This is a genomic window from Alteromonas sp. IB21, from assembly GCF_016405965.1.
Lineage (GTDB): Bacteria > Pseudomonadota > Gammaproteobacteria > Enterobacterales > Alteromonadaceae > Alteromonas.
The window spans coordinates 43,798-67,392 of the sequence record NZ_JAEFCD010000003.1 but is presented as its reverse complement, the minus strand read 5'-3'; the positions used below and the strand labels follow the sequence as shown (position 1 = coordinate 67,392).

Annotated in this window: 16 protein-coding genes and 1 other RNA gene; 12 read left to right on the top strand and 5 right to left on the bottom strand. The window is 45.0% G+C overall.

Annotated features, from left to right (window positions below):
* Positions 1 to 25: 25 nt before the first annotated feature.
* Positions 26 to 958, bottom strand: a complete 933-nt coding sequence (locus JC525_RS03505; protein ID WP_442859514.1) for a DMT family transporter — start codon at positions 956 to 958, stop codon at positions 26 to 28.
* 367 nt (positions 959 to 1,325) lie between these two features.
* On the opposite strand from JC525_RS03505, the gene JC525_RS03500 reads away from it, so the two are divergent.
* A complete protein-coding gene (locus JC525_RS03500; protein ID WP_198814545.1) occupies positions 1,326 to 3,719 on the top strand; it encodes a TonB-dependent receptor in 2,394 nt (797 codons plus the stop codon).
* 129 nt (positions 3,720 to 3,848) lie between these two features.
* Here JC525_RS03500 and rnpB read toward each other — a convergent pair.
* Together rnpB and JC525_RS03490 are read right to left on the bottom strand one after the other, a co-directional pair.
* Positions 3,849 to 4,199, bottom strand: an RNA gene (rnpB, locus tag JC525_RS03495) — RNase P RNA component class A.
* A gap of 43 nt (positions 4,200 to 4,242) precedes the next feature.
* Entirely contained in the window at positions 4,243 to 5,700 is a 1,458-nt protein-coding gene (locus tag JC525_RS03490; RefSeq protein WP_198814544.1) for a potassium/proton antiporter, read from the bottom strand.
* Positions 5,701 to 6,117: 417 nt separating this feature from the next.
* Here JC525_RS03490 and JC525_RS03485 point away from each other — a divergent pair, with 417 nt between their 5' ends.
* From JC525_RS03485 to JC525_RS03450, 8 genes are all read left to right on the top strand, one after another.
* Positions 6,118 to 9,417 carry a transglutaminase family protein gene (locus JC525_RS03485; RefSeq protein WP_198814543.1) on the top strand — a complete coding sequence of 1,100 codons (3,300 nt, stop codon included), beginning with the start codon at positions 6,118 to 6,120 and terminating at the stop codon, positions 9,415 to 9,417.
* A 20-nt stretch (positions 9,418 to 9,437) separates the two neighbouring features.
* Positions 9,438 to 12,011, top strand: a complete 2,574-nt coding sequence (locus JC525_RS03480) for a circularly permuted type 2 ATP-grasp protein (protein ID WP_198814542.1) — start codon at positions 9,438 to 9,440, stop codon at positions 12,009 to 12,011.
* Positions 12,008 to 12,883, top strand: coding sequence for a transglutaminase family protein (locus JC525_RS03475; RefSeq protein ID WP_198814541.1), 876 nt, complete (start codon positions 12,008 to 12,010; stop codon positions 12,881 to 12,883). The genes JC525_RS03480 and JC525_RS03475 overlap by 4 nt, the downstream gene beginning before the upstream one ends.
* 13 nt (positions 12,884 to 12,896) lie before the next feature.
* Positions 12,897 to 14,372: a circularly permuted type 2 ATP-grasp protein gene (locus JC525_RS03470; protein ID WP_198814540.1), complete on the top strand. Its 1,476-nt coding sequence runs from the start codon at positions 12,897 to 12,899 to the stop codon at positions 14,370 to 14,372.
* Positions 14,373 to 14,384: 12 nt separating this feature from the next.
* A complete protein-coding gene (locus JC525_RS03465; RefSeq protein ID WP_198814539.1) occupies positions 14,385 to 15,305 on the top strand; it encodes an alpha-E domain-containing protein in 921 nt (306 codons plus the stop codon).
* Between the two features lie 513 nt (positions 15,306 to 15,818).
* Positions 15,819 to 16,478, top strand: coding sequence for a hypothetical protein (locus JC525_RS19835; RefSeq protein ID WP_232380187.1), 660 nt, complete (start codon positions 15,819 to 15,821; stop codon positions 16,476 to 16,478).
* Complete coding sequence (locus JC525_RS03455; protein WP_198814538.1) at positions 16,475 to 17,422, top strand: DUF3034 family protein; 948 nt, start codon at positions 16,475 to 16,477, stop codon at positions 17,420 to 17,422. Before JC525_RS19835 ends, JC525_RS03455 begins: the two co-directional genes overlap by 4 nt.
* Before the next feature lie 21 nt (positions 17,423 to 17,443).
* Positions 17,444 to 17,872: a group I truncated hemoglobin gene (locus JC525_RS03450; protein ID WP_198814649.1), complete on the top strand. Its 429-nt coding sequence runs from the start codon at positions 17,444 to 17,446 to the stop codon at positions 17,870 to 17,872.
* A gap of 130 nt (positions 17,873 to 18,002) precedes the next feature.
* Here JC525_RS03450 and JC525_RS03445 read toward each other — a convergent pair whose 3' ends face one another.
* Positions 18,003 to 18,725 (bottom strand): YebC/PmpR family DNA-binding transcriptional regulator, encoded by a 723-nt coding sequence (locus JC525_RS03445; protein WP_198814537.1) that lies wholly within the window; start codon positions 18,723 to 18,725, stop codon positions 18,003 to 18,005.
* A 254-nt stretch (positions 18,726 to 18,979) separates the two neighbouring features.
* A complete protein-coding gene (gene zapE, locus JC525_RS03440; RefSeq protein ID WP_198814536.1) occupies positions 18,980 to 20,077 on the bottom strand; it encodes a cell division protein ZapE in 1,098 nt (365 codons plus the stop codon).
* 255 nt (positions 20,078 to 20,332) lie between these two features.
* Between zapE and JC525_RS03435 the strand changes: the two genes are divergently transcribed.
* The 3 genes from JC525_RS03435 (at position 20,333) to JC525_RS03425 (ending at position 23,590) form a co-directional block, all read left to right on the top strand.
* Positions 20,333 to 20,770: a ZapG family protein gene (locus JC525_RS03435; protein ID WP_198814535.1), complete on the top strand. Its 438-nt coding sequence runs from the start codon at positions 20,333 to 20,335 to the stop codon at positions 20,768 to 20,770.
* 88 nt (positions 20,771 to 20,858) lie between these two features.
* Positions 20,859 to 22,220, top strand: coding sequence for a DegQ family serine endoprotease (locus tag JC525_RS03430; RefSeq protein ID WP_198814648.1), 1,362 nt, complete (start codon positions 20,859 to 20,861; stop codon positions 22,218 to 22,220).
* A 299-nt stretch (positions 22,221 to 22,519) separates the two neighbouring features.
* Entirely contained in the window at positions 22,520 to 23,590 is a 1,071-nt protein-coding gene (locus tag JC525_RS03425) for a trypsin-like peptidase domain-containing protein (RefSeq protein ID WP_198814534.1), read from the top strand.
* Positions 23,591 to 23,595 lie beyond the last annotated feature (5 nt).

Here is a 23,595-nt window from a genome sequence, read left to right as displayed (position 1 = left end):
GTCTTTTATAGTCGTACCAACAAAGCTATGTGGCGGCGTTGCGGCGAGTGCGCTTTAAATAAAAAGGAAACCTTAACGACTGAATTAAAAGGCAGCAGCACACAAGTACCATGCCTATCCATCCCACTGGCTTGAACACTTCACCAATCAAGAAGATAGCAAAAAGTGCAGCGACTAATGGTTCAATGAGGGTGATAAGCGTGGCTTTACTGGCTTCAGTAGTGCGAAGTCCGAAGCCAAAGAGCAAATACCCAAGGAACATAGGCACAATCGCCATGTAAAGTGAAACGCTTGCGTTAACCGTATTGGCAAACAAATTTTGACCGGTAAACCAGAGGGATGGCAGCAGAACGAGTGCTGCACAGCCGAAGAGTCCAGCCATGGCTGATTGGGAATTTGCGCCAGCGTCGATAAGTTGTTTCGCCGCCCACGAATACCCCGCATAGGTTAAACCTGCAATTAAACCTAACATAACGCCTAACACTTGGTCATGCTGTGATGTCGCTAGCGGCAACATACCTTGTGACTTACCCATTGCTAACAATCCTATTCCCAGCGCACCAACAACAAAACTAATAAACCACTTAATAGACACGGGCTTTTTACTTAGAAGATACTCCAACAGTGCAGCGAACAGAGGCGCGCTAGCAATAGACACTACAGTCCCTATGGCTACGCCAGATAGTCGCATAGCGCTGTAAAAGGTGAGCGGATAAATGGCAACACACGCACTGCCAAACATAAAGATCCGTGGCTTAGATAAAAGAATGCGCACGTCCTTTATCAGTGATTTTCTTGCACTCACGCACAGTAAGACGCCGCCTATGCCCATTGCAAATGCGCCAATAGCTAGGGGGCTGATTTCAGGTGCAAATTGAGCAGCTGTGCCTGTAGTTCCCCACAAAAAACTTGCGATAACAATCGCAAAACTCCCTTTCAATGCATTGCTTACGCTCACACCTTTCTCCACTTTACTCTCCCCGCTTACTTTTCAACTGTGATTCATGACCTGGAATTTTAGGAACATCCATTATTTGCTTCCCTCTGAAAGGTATTTACCTCTTCAACGACGTAACGCAGCTTTATAAGATCATACTGTGATTTTCCGTGTTGTATTTAGCCTAATAGACGCTTTTATTGACCGGTTAGCCGAATATTTCAAAACCCAACATCAATTAACATTATTGAAACAAGTGAAATTCATCACAATTTATACGACTAAAGTCGAAATATTTATTTCTCAATATGTGGAAATAACCGCGTTTTTTTGCCACATTACGCGCTTGCCTAATAACAAACTAGAAACAACCAAACTGGATGGACCTATGTTTAATAACAACATTGCTTTGTTTAGACGAAGCACACTTAGCGTTGCGGTATTGGGGCTACTTAGCTCCGGCGCACTCGCTCAGGACACACAGCAAGCGGATAAAGACGACTTTGAGCAGATTATCGTAACAGCGACAAAGCGCGCAGAATCCATTGAAGATATTCCTTTTTCAATTAATGCACAAACACAACGTGATTTCGAGCGCAGCGGCGCAGGAAACCTCGAAGACGTGGCAAGAAACGTGGCAAGCGTTTCTATTCAAAATTTAGGGCCGGGTCAGAGCCAAGTTTCTATGCGTGGCGTATCTGCTGGGCAAATTGTGCGCGACCAGCCTGGTGTGAAAGAACAGGTAGGCGTATACCTTGATGAAAGCGTGATCTCGCTATCATTATTTACACCGGATTTGGATCTGTTTGATCTTAACCGCATTGAAACCCTGCGCGGCCCGCAAGGTACGCTTTTTGGCTCAGGCTCTATCGGCGGTACTCTTCGCTATATCACTAACCAACCTGAATTAGATACCTTCGAGGGCAAGTTTGAAGCGAACCTTAACAGCGTAACAGATGGCGGTATGGGCGGTCATGTGAAGGGCATGGTAAACGTGCCAATTTCAGATACGGTTGCTATGCGCGCAGTGGTGTACCGCACAGACTATGCCGGTTTCATTGATGCTTTAGGTGAAAACGGCGCGTTTAACGACGACGTTAACGATGGTGACAGAACTGGCGGGCGTGTGGCATTTGTCATTGCTCCTAACGATAAACTAACCATCACGCCCCGACTTATCTTCCAAGAATTAGAAATGAATGGGTTTAATAGAGAAGAGGTATATAACGTCTTTGCAAACCCTTACACCACGACACGCCCAGCTATACAACTGGGTGAACGTGAACAATACCTACTACTAGAAGAAGGGTTCTCTGACGATACCTTAATTGCTGACGTAACCGCTGAGTATCAAGCTGATGTTGCTGACTTTACCTTTGTTTATAGCTATACCGACCGCGACATACTTGTAAGTCGAGATGCCAGCGCGCTCTCGGGCTCAGTCAGTATCGACCTAGGTTTTCCGGATGCAGCCGTCTTATTACCGTCTAATTTGTTAGACAGAACGGAAGTTGAGCAAGATACCTTTGAGCTTCGCGCCGCATCAAATGGTGATGGCGCACTAGACTGGCTGGTTGGCGCTTTTTACTCTTCTACCGAACGAGTCTACGATCAATCACTGCCTACGCCTGGGTATGATGCATTTACCGACGCTACGCTAGGTGAAGGAACGTCGGCAGCGGTTGCCAATGGCTTTGGAGCAGATTCGCCGTACAACGCTTACCTACCTTACGACTTAAAGCAACTTGCTGTATTTGGTGAAGTGAATTATCAGGTCAACGACGACTTCAAAATGACAGTTGGCTCGCGTTTTTACGATTATGAGGAAGAGCGCCAATTTATCTCTGGCGGTTTGTTTGCTAATGGCGATAACCAAACCGACGCAACAGAGTCAGACGGCTTTACTTCACGCGTCATCGGTCAGTACAGTCTGAACGAAAACGTGAATTTTAATGCTCAAGTGTCTCAAGGCTTTAGGCTTGGCGGCGTAAATGACCCGTTAAACCGCAGCCTGTGTACCGACCAAGATGAAGCCATCTTTGGTTCGTTCCAAGACTATGACGATGAAAAGCTCACTAACTATGAGATCGGCATGAAGTCGTCGGGTCGCGGATGGACGGCTAATATCTCGGCTTTCTATAACGATATCGAAGATCTTCAAGTTACCTTAGATGCAGGGTCGTGCTCGTCACGTGTATCGTTTAACGTACCAGAGGCCCATACCCAAGGTATAGAGTTTGAGCTTACCCGTCAGTTTACCGACCAACTATTCTTCTCGTTAACCGGCAGCATCATCGAAGCTGAGTTCGACTCAACGGTGGTTGATGGCGACGGTGCCGTACTTGGTGGCGTTGAAGACGGTAATCGCTTAGCGTCAGTACCTGAAGAAAGCTTTGCTATCGCATTTACCTACGATTTAGCGGAGCCCTTGTTCTCGTCAAACAGCACGTATTTCCAAGGTTCATACCAGTATGTGGGCGACCGTATTACCCAGCCTAGCGACCAAGTCGCAGGCGCGGGTATCTTCTCATCGGGTCTTGCCTTTGGCGGTGCCACTGGCGCTGAAACAACGGAATTAGATTTGTTGTTAGACGACTACGGTACGTTAAATATGAGCTTCGGTCTAACCTACGATGACTATGAAATTTTGTTGTACGCTAACAACCTTTTCGATGAAAACGCACAACTGTCGTTCGATAGAGAACGCGGTGGCCGCGCAAGACTTGGTTTCACTGTCAATCAACCGCGTACTATTGGCGCAACCTTCCGATACTTCTTCTAGTAACGAAGGATAATGTATCTCTGCCTGAAGGAATGTGCCTTCAGGTAGAGGCTTCACCTAAAAGTCACGCTGGAAAAGTGCCTCATAAGCGCACTTGATAAACGCGCTTTACAAAGCTTACTCAAAAAAGAGTGGAGTTGGCCGTAAGCCGGGTTCTGTCGTGGGCAACCATTCCTCTAGATCAGCAATCGCTCACTGATTCAAGCAACCTACCCGATCCCCATGCGGGCCACACGTTGAGGGATCCTATTTGGTCTTGCTCCGGGTGGAGTTTACCTTGCCACACTCTGTTACCAGAGGTGCGGTGCGCTCTTACCGCACCCTTTCACCCTTACCGGCATGTAAACATGCTTAGGCGGTCTTCTCTCTGCTGCACTTGTCGTCGGCTCGCGCCGCCCAGACGTTATCTGGCACCCTGCCCTTTGGAGCCCGGACTTTCCTCCCCTTTCTTACGAAAGCGGCGATTGCCTGGCCAACTCCGCGGCGCATTCTACATGAAGTGCCTTACAATAGCACCCTATTCCTACTCACTATAAAAACACTGCTCAACGGACGTTTTATCTGGCAGTTTGGTAATGATAAAAATTTGATCGCCCCTTTCTATTTTTGTGCTCCCCTTGGGTATAAGGGTTTCCTCTCCACGAGCAATCATCGCCACGACCGTGTTGTCAGGAAGGGCTAATTCACTGATGGTTTTATCTAGTGCAGGGGATGACTTAGATACCTCAATTTCGATAAGTTCGCGCTTGCTCTTGGCAACTTTTACAATTTCTAGCGTGCTAGATTCATTTACTTCATCGTCTAATACTAAGCCTAGCTTTCGCGCCGCATAAGGTAAGGTGGAACCTTGCAATAACGCTGAAATTAACACGATAAAGAACACTACATTAAAAATGAGCTCGGCGTATGGCATGCCGAATATTAGTGGAAATATCGCTAAGATAATCGGCACTGAACCACGTAACCCCACCCAAGATATAAGCAGCGACGCTTTAAAAGAGAATTTTGAAAGTAGCAAAATGGGCATCACTACCAGCGGACGCGCGATAAATATAAGCACAATTGCTATTAAGAGCCCTTCTTTCCAGCTCACAAATAGTTCGGTAGGCGTTACCAGCAAACCTAGAATAACGAACATAGCAATTTGCCCAAGCCAAGCCAATCCATCCAGAAACACAAAGGTATTGCGCTGATAGGCAAAGCGGCTGTTTCCAACAATAACCCCAGTAATGAACGTGGCGAGGAAGCCGCTTCCGTTTAGGTTTGCCGCTAAACCAAAAGACAACACGCCAAATAGCATGACAAATACGGGATAAAGGCCAATCGCCATTAAGGAAACTCGCCTAAACAGCCAAACCGCAATTCCGCCGATGGCAATGCCTACTGCAGTACCTACGCCCATTTGACTGGCAAAAAGCGTAAACAAGTCTAATGGCTGAGTGGTACTGTCTTGAATGAGTGTGATAAGACCTATGGTAAGAAATATGGCCATGGGATCGTTAGACGCACTTTCTAGCTCAAGGGTCGACTTGATCCTGGCGGGTATGCGTATACCTGCATTACGCAGCACTGAAAATACCGCTGCGGCATCGGTAGATCCCACAATTGCGCCAAGCAATAATCCTTTATAAAGCGGTAAATCGAGGATAACCATAGCCGCGATACCGGTGAGTACTGCCGTGCCAACGACACCAAAAGTAGCCAACAGAGCCGCAGGTTTCCATGCTTGGATTATGGATTTCTTAGACGTCTGTAAGCCGCCGTCGAACAGGATAAGAATTAAGGCAAACGTTCCAATGGCGTGCGCCGCGTCGGCATTATCAAAGAAAATTCTGCCAATGCCGTCCTCGCCAGCCAACATACCTACCCCAAGGAATAAAACCAAAACAGGTACGCCAAAGCGCGGAGACAATTTACTGGCAAGCACGCCTAGAATAGCGAGTACAGCACTGAGTAAAATAATGTGATCAACGGCAAACATGATACGTTCCTTATTACCCTTGATATGCACTCGCAAACTAAGGGGGTATGCGTGCGCAAATCAAAGATTCCTATTAATACTGCTACCTTACCGCGTTTTTAGAAGAATGTATTGAGATACACATGCCATGAAAAGCGCTATATAGAACGAAAAACCATGGAGAAAACAAGACGCTCCTTATGTAGTGAACTATCTATATATTAAAGTAAAGTCGCGCTTTAAATCGCATACTCAATTATGTCCATGATATGAGGATTGAAAATACATTATTCAATATTGGGAGTAACGAAATGACTGTTTAATCGGGTAATTTTTGTAATTTACACTTTTCCTAAACGCTTCTTCTTGTAAGTTTACTCAGTTGGATATAAGGTGATTTTTTATGCTGTAAACATTTATTGGCAACGGAGCCAAAGCATGACAATTACTGTAGGGATAACACACCATACTGAATACCACTATGATAAAAGTATCAGTATGTCGCCACACACCTTTCGCCTTCGACCCGCACCACACAGTCGAACGCCGATAAAGAGCTATTCTTTAAAGGTTTTTCCTGAAGACCACTTCATAAACTGGCAACAGGATCCTTTTGGCAATTACCTTGCTCGAGTCGTCTTTCCCGAAAAAACAAAGAAATTCTCGTTTACCGTCGACTTGGTCGCTGAGCTCACAGTAATTAATCCGTTTGATTTCTTTCTGGAATCATACGCAGAAACCTATCCATTTAAGTATGAGAAACGGCTTGCCCGAGACCTTGCACCTTATCTAGAGATAGAAACAGCATCTGACGCTTTTTCCACGTTAATTAATGCGCAAGTTCCAAAGGAACCCGTCGCAACGGTCGACTTTTTAGTCGCCGTAAATCAGGCGGTATACAATCTCATTGAATACGGTGTGCGCATGGAGCCTGGCGTGCAAAGTGTCGATGAAACCCTTGAGAAAAAAGGAGGGTCATGCCGAGACTCAGCCTGGTTGTCGGTACAAATGTTTAGACATCTCGGGCTTGCTTCACGATTTGTGTCTGGTTATCTGGTTCAACTAGCTCCTGATGAAAAATCGCTCGACGGCCCTAGTGGACCAGAGAAGGACTTTACCGATCTGCATGCGTGGTGTGAAGTTTACGTTCCGGGTGCAGGATGGATTGGACTTGATCCAACCTCTGGCTTATTCGCAGGAGAAGGGCATATTCCTCTGGCTTGCACTCCTGAGCCAGCGTCTGCAGCGCCTGTAACAGGCGCTATCGACAAATGTGAATCTACGTTCAGCTTTTACAATAGTGTACAACGTCTTCACGAACCGCCTCGAGTAACAAAACCTTACAGTGATGCTCAGTGGGCAGCTATTGACAGACTAGGCGATGTGATTGACCACCAGCTTAACGAAGCAGGGATCACGCTGACCATGGGCGGCGAGCCCACCTTTATCTCAATCGACGATATGGAGAGTGAGCAGTGGAACACTGCTGCTGACGGAAAAGAAAAACGCGAACTCGCGCACACATTGTTTATGAAAATGGTGGACGCTTTCAGTCAAGGTGGTTTCAGGCATTACGGTCAGGGTAAGTGGTACCCTGGTGAGCCGTTACCCCGCTGGCAATACGCAAGCTATTGGCGAAAAGACGGCATGCCTATTTGGTCAGATCAGGCTTTACTTGCCGATAAAATTAAGCCTTCTTCGGCTACAAAGCCTGACGCTGAGGCTTTTGCAAGCCACCTTTCCGTAGCGCTAGGGCTTGACGAATCTGTTGTTGTTACTGCCTATGAAGATGTGCTCTATCACTTGTGGCAAGAAGGGAGTTTACCTAAAGAGCCGTCACCCGATGCACCGGAACTACTTGATGCCATGACCCGCAAAGGCTTTTTAGCCAAACTGGAACGAGGCTTAGATAAGCCAGTAGGCTTCGTGCTTCCTCTCACTTACGACACCGGTTTTGAAGGGTGGCAAAGCAACCTTTGGTCTTTTAAACGCGGACATTGTTTTCTGCTTCCAGGCGACTCACCAATGGGATATCGCTTGCCGTTAAATAGCCTTGGTAAGCCAAAACCGATATATGAACGTGATCCTGCTGATATGACGGATTCATTGACCTCACTGAAAAAACAACGCGGTTACATAGGTGAAGAGTCAGTATCAACGGCACTTTGTATTGAAATTCGCTATGGCCAACTTTGTATTTTTATGCCGCCGGTCAGTCATTTCGAACATTACGCTTTACTGCTAAATGCTGTCGAAGAAGTAGCTGCAAAGTTACAAACCCCAGTTATTTTAGAAGGCTATACGCCACCCTACGACAGTCGGGTAGAAAAGTTCGCTGTAACACCTGACCCAGGCGTTATTGAGGTTAACGTGCATCCGGCAACAAACTGGAAAACCCTCGTCAATAACACTCATGCGCTTTATGAGATGGCTAAAACCTGTCGGCTTGGTACAGAGAAGTTTATGCTCGACGGTCGCCATGCAGGCACCGGAGGGGGTAATCATGTAACAATGGGCGGTCCAACACCGCTAGAGAGCCCCTTTCTAAAGAGGCCCGACATTCTTCGAAGCTTTATTACCTATTGGCAGCACCATCCTGGGCTGTCTTATTTATTCTCAAGTTTATTCATAGGCCCAACAAGTCAGGCCCCGCGTGTAGATGAAGCGCGCGATGAAACCCTATACGAGCTTGAAATTGCTTTTTCTCAGATCCCAGACGGCGAAGTGCCAGCGCCATGGCTAGTAGACCGTTTGCTAAGGCATTTACTCACTGATTTGACGGGGAATACCCATAGAGCTGAATTTTGTATTGATAAGCTATTTAACCCCGACTCCCCTACAGGTCGTCTAGGTATCGTTGAATTCCGCGGCTTCGAGATGCCACCCCACGCGCGAATGAGTTTAATGCAAATGCTATTACTGCGTACGCTTCTTGTTTGGTTCTGGAAGCAGCCATATAAAAAGAAACTGGTGAGATGGGGCACGGAATTGCATGACCGTTTCATGCTACCTCATTACGTAAGACAAGATATAGCTGAAGTGTGCAGTGACTTAAATGCGGCTAACTTCCCAATTAAGTTAGAGTGGTTCGAACCGTTTTTTGAATTTCGTTTCCCTCGATGCGGAAGCCGCGAAGTTGGCCAAATCAAACTGGATTTATTCAGTGCCATTGAACCTTGGCACGTGCTGGGAGAAGAAGCGACAGGAAGCGGCACAGCCCGCTATGTAGACAGTTCTTTAGAGCGGGTTCAGCTTACCGTATCGAATATGCATACCGATCGATATATTGTTTCTTGCAATGGTCGCAGACTGCCATTGAAAGAAACTAATATTCGAGGCGAGCACGTAGCTGGAGTTCGTTTCAGGGCGTGGCATCCTGCATCAGCTCTGCACCCGACCATTGGCGTGCACGCACCATTGGTGTTTGACGTATACGACACATGGGCTGGCCGTTCATTAGGTGGCTTTACCTATCACGTTAGTCATCCTGGTGGCCGCAATTTCTCGACGGTGCCCGTTAACGCGTTTGAAGCTGAAGGAAGACGCATTGCGCGTTTCTGGGATCATGGTCACACACCTTCGTTCAAATCAAAGGCTGTGCCTGAGTGGTCGCCTCATTTAGCGACCCAACATGTAGTAAACCATGAAGGTCAAAGTGACTTTGATCTCCCTTTGGAAGAATCTGAAAATGAAGAGTATCCGAATACACTGGATTTGCGTCGACCTCCTACTTTATAGTTTAGGCGATTATTAAGTTTATGAGTGAAAATTTCACCATGCCAGAATGGCTAAACAGCTATACCACTTCTAGCACGCTTCCAGATGAGAATAAGCGTCTTCTCAACACCTTATTCTCTCGTTTATCTGGCCTTAACAGCGAAGAAGTCACCTTCAGAGCAAACGAAATCCGCAGACTTATGCGAAACAGTGGCTTTGCAGATATTGATGAGCAACAAAACTGGCAACTCGATCCCTTACCCATGATGGTTTCAAGTCAAGATTGGGAAATTATTAGCCGTGGGATTGAACAGCGGATGTTGCTGTTAAATAAAGTTTTAATCGACCTTAATGGCGAACAAAGCACACTGACTCACGGTATTTTCGCAACTAAACATTTAATGCGTCACCCTTTTTATCTTGCAGACACTCATCAAGTCCCTTCACAAAATAAGGGGGTCTTTTTAAGTGCTTTCGATATTGGACAGGATGCAGATGGTGAATATTACGTACTGCATGATCATTGCCAATTTCCTCGCGGTCTTGGACTCTTACTCGAAAATCGAATTGTTGCAAGAAGAGTCATGAGTGAGGAGTTTACTGAATGTGGCGTGCTGCGAATCGCTGGCTTCTTCGAACAACTTCAACGAGCAATTTCTCAAGAAACTGCTGCATTAACCGACCCGCGCATTGTTATTTTGTGTCGAGGTCCCGATGATCAGTATTACTCTGAACAAGCCTACCTCGCGACATATATGGGTTACACTCTTGTTCGCAGTGCAGATTTAACAGTTAGAAAGGGCCAAGTTTGGCTTAAGGCACTTGATGGTTTGCGCAAAGTTGATGTTATTTTACGCTGGATTGAGGATAGGTACTTAGACTCTCTGGAACAAGTTGATTATTCAGCGTTTGGAATACCTGGGCTTATTCATGCGGTTCGGTCCCAAAACGTCGTGTTGCTGAATCCATTAGGCAATGGCGCAATACAAATACCTTCTATTCACAATAACTTACCCCGCGCGGCTAAGCATTTAATTAACGAGCCCCTTTTATTGCGCCAGCAGGAAACGTTTCCCGTTAATGCGGTGTCAGAGCAAAATTGGGCTGGCTTCGAACTGCTAAGTTATGTCGATCCTGAATTAAAGTTCGACGGCGAGAGAGATAGGGCCGCGATTGCTCAATCAATTAACCAATTTCCACCTGAAGACCTCTATTGGCGTAAAAAGTTAATACTTTCGCAGGCGCCTTTCTGGCACGAATCAAGCGTAGTGAGCAAGCCTGTAATTATGCGGTGTTACGCCCTTCTTTCACAAGGCCAAGTCTTCATATTGCCCTCTGCTATGTGTTTTACCCCTCGCGCAGTGCGCACCAATGGCAAAATGGAAATAAAAGACACATGGGTAGAAACCATCGGTCCTCCTCAGGGCCGAGCACCATCTATTCCTAAGTCTTTACAGTCAAACGCCGATTTAGCGTTAGTTGAAGGATTGCTGCCGAGCAGAACGGCCGAAAATTTGTTTTGGTTGGGCTGCGCGGTTGAACGCAGTGAGAACGTCATTCGCTTGGTCAGAGTATTTATCGACAAGTTTACCGAGCTGGCTATTTATCCAGATGAAGCGCATAGAAATGCCCTACTTCGTTTTAAAATAGGTATTGAGAATCAAGCACTCATTTACCCTTACCAGTTTTCCGCCCCACCCGATTTATCAAAACCTGGAGGGGGATTTAAAGAGCTGGTTGTTTCCCTAATTAACGGCAATCAATTCGTAGGTGGGCTCTTTAGTAGCATTAATATGGTTGTACAGAGTGCGCTTCAGGTCAGAGAGCTACTTTCTTATGACAGTCTGCGTATCATTGAAAATTTAGAAGAAGAGATCTACAACTTTACCTTAATAAACGAGCAAACTCCCACTCACCGGTTGCAAACTATTCTAGATAGACTAATTGGGCTCATCATGGCCTTCAATGGTTCTATTCAAGACAGTCTATCTAAAAGCAACGGCGCGTTTATGATTGAGATTGGGAAGCGTTTAGAACGTAGTAATCAACTCGTTTCTATGATTCAAAATCTATTGCAGTCTCCTTTTCCCGAAGCTGAGCAACAAAATGTATTAGACATTGTGCTAGTCGCACAAGTCAGCGCGATTACTCACAGGAGACGGTATCGCGCATTTCAGAGTATAGAAACCGGGTTAGAACTTCTCTTATTAGACGCAGAATACCCCCGCTCACTGGCCCATCAGATACAGAAAATTACTGAACTATGTAACAGTCTTCCGGTGAAAGCCAAACCTGGTTTCCTAAGTACTACAGAGAAGATTTTATTGCAGCTTAAAGCGAGCTTTGCCTTAGCAGACCGATATACACTAACTATGAGTAATTCCGACGCTTCATCTGGGTTAGTTTCACTGTTAGACAGCGTCACATCACATCTACAGAAGTTTAGCGAAATGATGCAGACGCAATACTTTAGCCACACCAAACCAGCGTCTCAGCTGCATTGGTCTGGTATTGGAACGCCAACCCCTCAAATTATAGAAAGTCCTACTGCTTCAGGCACCGACTCAGCCGCTGAACCTTCGAGCGACCATCATCAAGATGAGGAAGGTAAATGAAATACAAAATTCAGCACGTTACAACGTACAAGTATTCGGATAAAGTCAGCTTGACCCAAAATCATGCTCGACTCATCCCTCTCAATACACTCAATCAAAAGCGAATAAGTGCCAGTGTAACTATTATTCCAAAGCCAGATTATCAGTCTGAGTTTAAAGACTATTTTAATAACACGGTGACTGTGTTTGAAATTCCCACTTTGCATGAAGAAATGCAGGTAATTGCAAGTAGTGAAGTAGAGATTCAGGGAGCCCCCTTACAAGGGTTGTTTGCCCACAATACACAATGGGAAACCGTTCGGGATCAGATTCGCTACCCGACCGATAAGACGATGTTAACCGCACAATACTTCAGTATTCCAACGCGTCTTACCCAAGCGAATAAGTCGATACACGAATACACCCTTACCTCATTTAAACCTAATCGTCCTATTGTGGAATCTTGCGACGAGTTGATGGATCGTATTTTCAACGATTTTACTTTCGACCCGTCTTTTTCCACGGTTAATACCCCTGTCAGCCATGTATTTGAACACAAGCGAGGGGTCTGTCAGGACTATGCACACCTTACGCTAACTTGCTTACGTAGTATCGGGCTCGCTGCTCGCTATGTAAGTGGGTATATCGAAACCATCCCACCGCCGGGACAGGAAAAGCTTACTGGCGCTGACGCCACCCACGCTTGGGTTGCGCTCTTTGTGCCAGGCTCTGGTTGGATTGACTATGACCCAACCAACAATTTGAAACCCTATGACCAGCACGTTACGTTAGCTGTTGGACGAGATTTTGCAGATATCACTCCACTTAAAGGCATTATGTTTGGTGGAGGAAATCAGGTTTTAGATGTTTCAGTGGATATGAATCGGGGATAATAAGGAGTGAAGTTTGAGTAACCAAAAGCAAAGTCAGTCAACATCAAATACGGTAGATTTAAAGCACTGCAATTTTTCCGAATTTTATGACGAACTGATAGATGAGAATGGGGTGGCACGTCCGCATGGGGCTCCATTGATAGATTATTTGTCCCAACTGTCTGAAGAAGAACTTAAAAATGCGCAAAACGCTGCCGAGTTAGTTGTTAAAGAGATGGGAATAACCTTTACTGTCTATGGTGAGGGTAGTTCTATAGACAGAGCATGGCCCATTGATATTATTCCTCGCATTATTTCCAACAAGGAATGGCAGCATGTAGAGAAAGGGCTCAAGCAAAGGGTCAAAGCGCTCAATATGTTTATTGACGATCTCTACCATGAGCAAAACATTATAAAAGATGGCGTTTTTCCAAAGGCCTTAATCGATAAGTCGGTTAATTTCCGTAAACAATGCATCGGCATTTCTCCTCCTAACGGCATATGGGCCCATATTTGCGGTTCTGATCTTGTCAGAGATAAGGATGGCACTATTTACGTACTCGAAGACAACCTGCGCGTACCTTCGGGCGTATCTTATATGTTAGAAAATCGCTCTGTGCTTAAGCGTGTTTTTCCTGATATGTTCGAAAAGATGGATATTCTCCCTGTTAACGACTATCCCTCGCAATTATTCGATATGCTTTCAAGCTTGTCTCCTCAGCAGGAGGAAAAACCTGAAGTCGTGGTTTTAACACCAGGGATCTATAACTCTGCCTATTTTGAACACTGTTATCTTGCGCAAGAAATGGGTTGCGAATTAGTAGAAGGCAGCGACTTAACGGTAGAAAAAGACGATTGCGTCTATATGAAAACCATTAAGGGGCTGCGCCGCGTCGATGTTATTTATCGACGTATTGATGACATGTTTATAGACCCAGAAGTATTTGATCCAACTTCAATGCTAGGCGTTCCAGGGATAATGCGTGCGTGGAGTAAAGGAAATGTCACCTTAGTTAACGCGCCTGGTGCTGGGGTCGCAGATGATAAAGTGGTGTATACCTATGTTCCTGATTTCATCCGCTATTATTTGGATGAAGAGATCATACTTCCCAACGTAAAAACCTATCGATGCTACGAACCTGAAGATTTGAAATATGTAGAGGCTAATATAGACAAGTTAGTTATTAAGCCCGCGAATGAATCGGGTGGTTACGGCTTGCTAATAGGTCCAAAGTCTACAAAAAAACAACAGCAAGAAACACTCGCTCAAATAAAAGCCGATCCTCGAAACTGGATTGCACAACCTACGCTAAATCTATCAACGGTTCCCACTCTCGACAGCGGAATTATCGAAGGACGTCACGTAGATTTACGCCCTTTTGTACTGTCATCAGGGACCAGCACCTACGTAACGACCGGCGGTCTGACACGAGTGGCACTGGTAAAAGGTTCTCTCGTGGTTAATTCATCACAAGGTGGTGGTAGTAAAGATACTTGGATTGTGGATTAGGGAGAGATTGTCATGTTATCAAGAGTTGCAGAAACGCTTTATTGGACTGCTAGATATATCGAGCGCGCGGAAAACCTTGCCCGCCTCATCAATGTAAATAATCTTTTGCTGATGGATTTGCCCAAAGGTTTCTCCCCTGGTTGGGAACCCCTATTAGATATTACTGGCAATCGAAAAGGCTTTGAGTCTGTGTATACAGATTTTAGTGAGAGAAATATTCTTAAATTTTTAACGGTGGATAGCAAAAACCCCTCATCCATCCTTAGTTCGCTTCAGTATGCAAGAGACAATGCACGTACCATCAGAGACGTTATCCCACGTGAAATTTGGGAGACGCTGAATGCATTGCACTTATCGGTAAAAGAAAATAGCAGCAGTTTTTTAAACAAGCGTGAACGTTTTGCTAGTTTGAAGCAGGTAATTAACCAGTGCTTGCTTATCTACGGCACTATGGATGCAAGTCTAAGTCACGATGAAGGCTATTTCTTCTGGCGATTTGGCGCGACCTTAGAACGTGCAGATATGACATCAAGAATTATTGACGTACGTTCTGCCACACTCACAGAGGACATGAGCGACTTACCTTTCGAGAACATATTGTGGATGAGTGTTCTGCGGTCGTTGAGTGGATATCAAATGTACCGACAAAAAATGGGGGTGCGGATACGCCCTGGCGACGTACTGCTCTTTATGTTGCACAGTAAAGAATTCCCTCGTAGCGTGATGTTTTGTTTGAACAAGCTGAAAAGCTTATTTTTAAACTTACCCGACAGTAAAGCAATCATCGAACATATCGATCACAGCATTGAAGATCTAGAGAAACAATCTGTGGCGACACTGAGAGGGCGAGCGCTTCACAATTATATTGACGAGTTACAAATCGACTTTGCTGATATTCATCAAGAGTTATCGCAACAGTATTTTTTACATTAGTCAGCACGTTATCAGATATTCCGCGCTAATAAGTGGTGAGTTACGTTAAGTAAATTCAAACCAATTCAGAAAAATAGACAATACCGTAAGGCCCGTTTTATAACGGGCTTTACTAAGTTAAAGCCATCAATATTGAAACAGGAATTTCGCGACTCCGCTCACTTCCTTTTTGGGTAAGCCTTTACGCAACATGTTTTGCATTATACTTTTTGACCATACAAGGTTTCTGTAAGTCTTTTATAATGCAATACGCTACCATTTATTTTTCGAACATCACGTTGATACTTGTTGAACTGTAAGTGAGAGTTAGAACGACTTTTACAACCATAACCTTTCTATTTGTTTAATCTGGTTCACGTCATTGTCGAAGATGAGTACTAGAACGTTTGTTAGCTATGTAATTCACGATAAAGCGTTACAGCATGTCGGTTTTTTTAGTTTGTTAATCAGAGTTTTACACAACTCAAAATAAAAGTTTCAGCTATTTTTCTTACTGTGAAAACGGGAATGACTTTGACAGAAACAACTCAGCCTCGACAAACTACTGCTGGGCAGCAAGAAATGATGGCAGTCCGTCAAAGCAGACGCTACACCTTATGCCATGTCCTCACCATTATCGGCGTTATTTTTTTATGTGCGTTAGGCATTTTTAGTTTATACGATGGGTCAATTTTGCTGGGCAGCGTGCTGCTTATCAATGCCGTCGTTGGTGTAATAAATCTTTATGTTCTCAAGCGCTCTAATAATGTCGAGCGAGCCGCTGTCATTCTAAGCGCTATTTTGTTTGTTTTAACAATGAGCCTTCTTATCACCGGAGGAAAAGATAATACGGGCATGCTATGGATTTACCCCATTGCTGCGATAAATCTCTTTATTAATCGCTTTTGGCCTGCAGTGGTGGTGTTTGGTATTTTCAGCGTGACCAGTATTTTGCTGTTATTTACGCCTTTGTCAGCCGTATTAATGACAAGTTACACCCTTGTTGAATCTCTCCGTTTTGTGCTTACCACACTCGCTCTTAATGTGATATGTCTTGCTGCGTTACGATCAGAAGAGCGGTCGTATCAAACCATTATGCAGCTTCACGACGATGATATCCGCCAAATGGCTTATTACGATACATTGACGGGTCTGCCAAATCGCTGGAACTCAAAAAAGGACACGCCCTTGTGAACAAGATTTTTCTGTTTTCCTTATTACTTATTTCATCAACCGTTTTTGCTGACAGCGGTTCGCGCTTGATTGCCTCAGGGGGAATTACTGGCTTTGAAGGCACGGCTGGTGGAGGAATTACTCCATGGGCATTTATCGGTGGCTACACCAGTAAGGAAGAAATCAGTTATTCAGCAAACCTTCAGTACTTAAACTTGAACGATTACACCCTGAAAACTGCAGGTTTAGGAATAAGCCTATTTGACCGTATTGAACTAAGCTTTCAACGACAACGTTTAGATATATCATCAGGGCTAACAAGCAATGTATTCGCCTTGCTCACCGATGGCGCTATTACGAACGCTAACAGCGCAACTATCGAGCAAGACATCGTTGGCGCAAAAGTTAAAATCTTCGGTGATGGTGTTTTTACTCAAAACGATTGGCTCCCCCAACTTGCCATCGGTGCCCAGTACAAAAAAAATAGAGACTTTGATAGCTCTCTGTCTCTTCCCGATGGTTCTGTACCACTTCCTGAAATCGGTGTTCCCCTTCTATTAGGCGCAAAAAACGACAGCGGTACTGATGTTTACTTATCTGCGACTAAGCTGTGGTTGGGCTACCCATCGGGGTATAACTTACTTACCAATTTAACCGCACGGTACACGAGAGCCAATGTGTTTGGTTTACTTGGTTTTGGTTCAGAAGGCGATGATAGTGCAAAACTTGAGTGGGAAGGCTCCTTAGCGGTTTTAATCAGTCCCACTACCGCAATAGGCACAGAGTTCAGAACGCAAACCAATCGACTGGGCGGATTGGCTGAAGAAGACACCGTGGTAGACGCCTTCATCGCTTACTTTCCTAATAAATCGATGTCAATCACTGCCGCCTACGTTGATTTGGGTAATTTACCCTTGCAAGAAAGCTCCTCAGGTTTTTATTTAACAGTAAATGGTAACTTTTAATAAGGCTAGGAGCATATAATGATGTCATCCTTTCTTCGCACAATCACAGCTACATTGATAGCGTTTGTCGTTTTAGGCTGTACAAGCACGCCTAAGCAGAGCCTTTATGACGAAATTGGCGGTCACCAAACATTAAATACCATTTATGGCGTCGCCATTACCCGTATTTACACCGACCCAGTAATTGGTCACTATTTTAAAGGGGTTCCCAAGAAGCATTTAAGAGATCAACTTGTATTGCAAACATGTGAGCTTATTGGCGGGCCTTGTGAATACGACGGTAAGAGCATGATAGAGTCACACAAAGGGCTAGGTATAAAAGAACGAGAGTTCTATATATTGGTTGAATACGTGCAGGGGGCAATGCGTGATGTAGGCCTGACTTATCAACAAGAAAATCGTATTTTGAAACAGTTAGCGCCGATAAAATACGAAACCATATACCTCTGAGAATAAACGGCTTTGACTAAACACCCAATGTAGACCTGTGCTAGTTTGCGTTAAACGAGCTGCTCATCTATTTGAAGTAAAAAACCCTCGAATTATCGAGGGTTCTAGTCGTCTGTATTGCGTCTTTAAATTAGCTCGGCGTAACAGCGTTGTGATAAACATCCTGCACATCGTCACAGTCGTTGAGCATGTCCATGAATTTTTCAAACATCGGCATGTCTTCTTCACTAATCTCAGTTTCAGTCTGAGGCATCCAGCTCATTTCTTCCGCAATGAAAGTAATGTCCGGATAAGCTTCGGTTAGCGCTGTTTTTACTTGATAGAATTCAGTATGTGGCGCATAAACCGTAACTTTACCGTCTTCAACTTCAACGTCGGTTACGTCTACGTCTGCTTCCATCAAGACTTCTAAAATAGCGTCTTCGTCGTCGCCTTCGAACTGAAACACGGCTTGGTGATCGAACATATGCGATACTGCACCTTGTGCACCAAGCTTGGCGTTAGTTTTAGTAAAGCAGTTACGTACTTCGGTAATAGTGCGGTTCGCGTTGTCAGACAAACAGTCAACAATAACCATGCAGTTACCTGGGCCAAAACCTTCATAGCGCATAGGCTGAAAGTCTTCACCAGCGCCACCAGCCGCTTTATCAATCGCTTTTTCAATAACGTGGCTTGGCACTTGGTCTTTCTTCGCTTTTTCCATTAGGCGGCGAAGTGAAAGGTTGGTGTCTGGATCAGCACCACCATTTTTCGCACATACGTAAATTTCTTTACCGTACTTAGAATAAACTTTAGTTTTTTGGCCGGCAGTTTTTGCCATGGCGTTTTTACGTACTTCGAATGCTCTTCCCATCTTAAAATTCTCTTTCTCGCAATAAAAACGTAGCGTTGGGTTTTATCGGGCTACCGCGCCGCTCTGCCTAATATGGCAGGGTTGCTGAACAATGATGCTTGAACAAGCGACACAGAAAAAATTGGGCGAAATTCTACCTTAATTTTCATGCAATACCAATGCGAACACACAGGTAAGCTCGGCTACTCAAAAAAAGTATCGCATTGAATTCTCCAGCCACGCTGCTAATAATTGCTAATGCATGTATTTTTGAACTAGGGTAAATGCTCAGTTGCCAAATAGTCGTGAGACTGCATTTCCTTTAACCGACTAAGGCATCGTCTAAACTCAAAGTTAAGCAATCCCTCTGTATATAAGTTTTCTAGCGCTACCTCTGCCGAAATAATCAGCTTTACGTTTCGCTCGTAGAACTCATCCACCATGGCAATAAAGCGACGCGCTACATCATCGTTGTGCTGCCCCATCTCTTTAACATTGGCTAGCAAGACAGAGTGGTAACATCGACTCAGTTCAATGTAGTCACTTTGGCTTCGTGGACCCCCGCATAGATTTTGAAAATCAATCATTAATACCCCGTCAGCATTGCGAAGGGTGCTAATCTTTCGATTGTTTACTTCAATATCTTCGCCCTGCGAACCTTCTTCAGGAGCAAGTTGCGCAAAGTAGCTATGTAAGTTCTCCGTTGCTTCGTCATCTAGCGGGTAATGATAGATTTCTGCTTGTTCCAATGTACGTAGGCGATAGTCAATACCGCTGTCCACATTAACGACTCGAGTATTCTGATTAAGTAAATCGATAGCAGGTAAAAAGCGTGCGCGCTGAAGGCCATTTTTATATAGGTCGTCCGGAACAATGTTAGACGTCGCTACCAGCACGATTCCATGGCCAAAGAGCTCTTCCATTAGCGTACCTAAAATCATGGCATCGGTAATATCCGACACGAAAAATTCGTCAAAGCATATGACTTTGGCCTCTTTTGCTAGCTTTGCCGCTACCAATTTTAAGGGGTCTTGAGCGTTTTTAAGCTGCTTGAGTTCGTCGTGAACGCGGTACATAAAACGGTGAAAATGCACCCGCATTTTCTTTTCAAAAGGCAGGCATTCAAAAAAAGTATCGACAAGATACGTTTTACCCCGCCCTACTCCGCCATAAAAATAAATGCCTTGAATTCCCGGCTTGATATGGCCTCTCCCAAATGCCGCTTTTAACTTAACCCGCCACGTTGTTTTCTTTTCAGGCTGAGTCAGTTCATCAAACAAACGTTGAAGTTCTTTCACTGCATTTTCTTGCGCTGCGTCGTAATGAAAATCAGACGACTGAAGATCTAGCTGATATTTTTCCCATGGCGTCATCGCCGAATTCACTCCGTACAAAAGTCAATAGTGGCGCTTGCTGCACCGACCTGCTTGAATTTCTCAATTATGACCTTAATTTTAATGGAAATCACGGTAGAATCTCACATTGAAATTCGACATACACTGAATAAATGTGACTATGTATGCGCTTTTCGGGTTTGACCTTGCTATATTCAGCTTATGGTCGAAAGCAGCTTTTAGATCGTACAACAAAAGGTCGGCTGCGCGATGTAGATTTATTCGGAGAATATAATGGAATTGTTAGTATCTCTTGCTTTATTAGTTGTTGGTTTGATTATTGGCTTTTTTGTAGGTCGCTTTTTTCAGCAAAAGCAGGGCGCAGGCAGTGCTGCACAGACTGAGAAGCAAGTTAAAGAGATCCTTGCACAGCAGGCACAGCATCACATTCATCAAACTCGTCAGAGTTTAGAAAGCATTGAAAGCCAGTGCGAAACGCTAAAGCAACAAATTGACGAGTACGAAACACTGCTTGAGCAAGGCAGTGAAGAAGAAGGCAGCAAAGTCCCGTTCTACGGGGAGCAAGCCACAACCTATTTACGTAATAATCTAAAAGGTTCAGATAAGTCTAAAGTTAACCGTGTTTCTGACACACAGCCAAAAGACTTCGCAAACTCAGGTTCTGGGTTGTTCGTCGGTGGCTCTGCGCAAAATAACGCAGAAAAACAGTAACATCGGGAACTTTATCACGACCTCGGACTCTTTTAGTGAAACCATGCTATGTCGCATATAACATGAAGGAGTGTAAGCGAACATGAAAATGTCTTTCCGCCATTGTTTATTGGCGTCTGCCGTTGTTGTAAGTTCACTGGGCTTTACTGCTAGCACACAGGCGGCGTTACCGTTCTTTTCAGATAAAAAAGATGAAGTCCCCTCTTTAGCGCCCATGCTGGAGGAGGCGACGCCTGCCGTAGTAAGTATTGCGGTAGAAGGTACGCAAACTTCTACGCAGCGTGTACCAGAAATGTTTCGCTACTTCTTTGGTGCACCGCAAGAGCAAGTTCAAGAACGTCCTTTCCGAGGTCTGGGTTCTGGGGTCATTATCGATGCGGTCAAAGGTTACGTGGTAACTAATAACCACGTCGTTGATAACGCAGATGAAATCACCGTCAAATTAACAGATGGGCGTGAGTTTAAAGCGAAGAAGCTGGGGTCAGATGAACAAAGCGATATCGCGCTCCTGAAAATTGACCCAGACGATTTAAAAGCCCTGCCTTTAGCCGACTCAGATGCCCTGCGTGTGGGTGACTTTGTGGTTGCAATTGGTAACCCATTTGGTCTATCACAAACCGTTACCTCCGGTATCGTTAGCGCATTAGGTCGTTCAGGTTTAAACATTGGCGGGTATGAAGATTTCATTCAAACTGACGCCGCAATCAACCGAGGTAACTCGGGCGGTGCACTGGTTAACCTACGTGGCGAACTCGTTGGAATTAACACCGCTATTTTTGGCCCTAACGGCGGAAACGTTGGCATTGGCTTTGCCATTCCAGCAAACATGATGAAGAGTTTAGTTGATCAGATTGCTGAATTTGGAGAAGTAAGGCGTGGCCTGTTAGGTATTCTTGGTAGTGATATCGATGCGGGTCTTGCTGAAGCAATGAACGCTGAGGTCAATATCGGGGCGTTCGTTAGTGAAGTGCAACCTGATTCAGCAGCAGAAAAAGGTGGAATTCAAGCGGGTGACATCATTACCGCAATAAACGGACGTAAACTTCACAGCTTCCAAGAACTGCGCGCTAAAATTGCGAGCATGGGGGCCGGCGCTGAAGTTGAGCTTACCGTTATGCGCAAAGGTAAGAAAATGAAGGTAGATGTGGTGCTAGATGATGCTGCAGATACCACAGTTACTGCGGCTCAAATACACCCAGCGCTAGAGGGTGCAACGCTCGCAAACGGTACTGATGACGCGGGTAATGCCGGTGTTGTAGTGTCCGATATAGAACGGGGAGCACCAGCAGCACGAATTGGCTTACAAGCTGAAGACGTGATCATAGGCGTAAACCGAGTTCGTACATCTACTGTGGCTGAGTTCAGAAATGCGCTAGATGAGGCGAAAGGTGTTATCGCGCTCAACGTGAAGCGCGGCAACTCAACGCTATATTTAGTCATTAGGCAATAGCATTTAAACTAGTTTGGCTTTATTAAGAATAGAAAACGGCGCTCACTGAAGCGCCGTTTTTATTTATATCTATAGGGTATGGGAAACGTGAACAGCTTGTCGCTACGCTTTGAAAGAAAAATATTAACGCAAATTCAATTGCACTAAATTTGCTTTTCATTACGGTAGTTTATTCAATTAAGTGATATCCTTTACGCCAAGAATGACAATCTAAAAACGTTGCGCTTTTTATTTATGATGTCGTACCGCAAAGGTGGTGCGTATGGAGTAAGTGCGACAGAAAACAATAAGTGTGACTTGTGACTGGCCGCTCAATAATAAATTTCTTACTAAAATCTGTTCTTCTCGGCGTTGCCGTGGCAGCGTTGCTTTTGATTTTTGTTCCAGAACTTCGCCAAGGTAAAGGGCTGGCTCAAGGCTTTTTCACTAATGCATCTGTGAGTGCTAACCGTGAAACCTATTTCACCGCGCTCAGCCGCTCTGCACCAGCAGTCGTTAATATTTATAGCGTTAGCATTGAAAATGGTTCCGGGCTATTTAGAAACCAATCTCGCGGACGAACTAACCTAGGCTCTGGCGTGATCATGACTGAAAATGGTTACCTGCTTACGTGTCACCACGTGGTTGCCGACGCCGACAGCATTTACGTGGCAGTACAAGATGGTCGTATTCTTGAAGCACAAATTATAGGTACTGACCCCCTTACCGACCTTGCTGTTTTAAAAGTTACCGCCGACAACCTTCATATAATCCCTCAAGTCTCAGAGCCAGATATTCATGTAGGTGATGTGGTAATGGCTATCGGTAACCCGTTTGACTTAGGTCAGACAATCACGCAGGGTATTGTAAGTAGAGCTGGACGTAACGGACTTTCTAACTATGTAGATTTCATCCAGACTGACGCGGTATTAAACCAAGGCAATTCCGGCGGAGCATTAGTAGATAGCAACGGAATTCTCTTGGGTATTACTAATGCCAACTTCCAAGTTCTTGATTCAAATAACCGCGTTCGCAATGTAGACGGAATTAACTTTGCGGTGCCTTACGAACTTGCCAAGCGAGTGATGGATGAAATTATTAGTAATGGCCGTGTGATACGAGGTCAACTCGGCTTCGTAGGTGGTGAAAATCGCAACCGACCGGGCATTGATGTGTCGGCGGTAGCAAAAGGCAGCCCCGCAGATATCGCTGGCATTCGTCCCGGCGACATCATAGTAGCCATTGACGGAGTTCGATTAGAAAGCGCGTCTAAAACGTTAGATATGATTGCTGAAACCGAGCCGGGTACAAAGCTTGAAATCGAGCTTAGCCGAGACGGCACCTCTTTAACGTTAACAGCCACGGTTGGAGAGCTTCGCGCGAGTCAGTAGAGGCC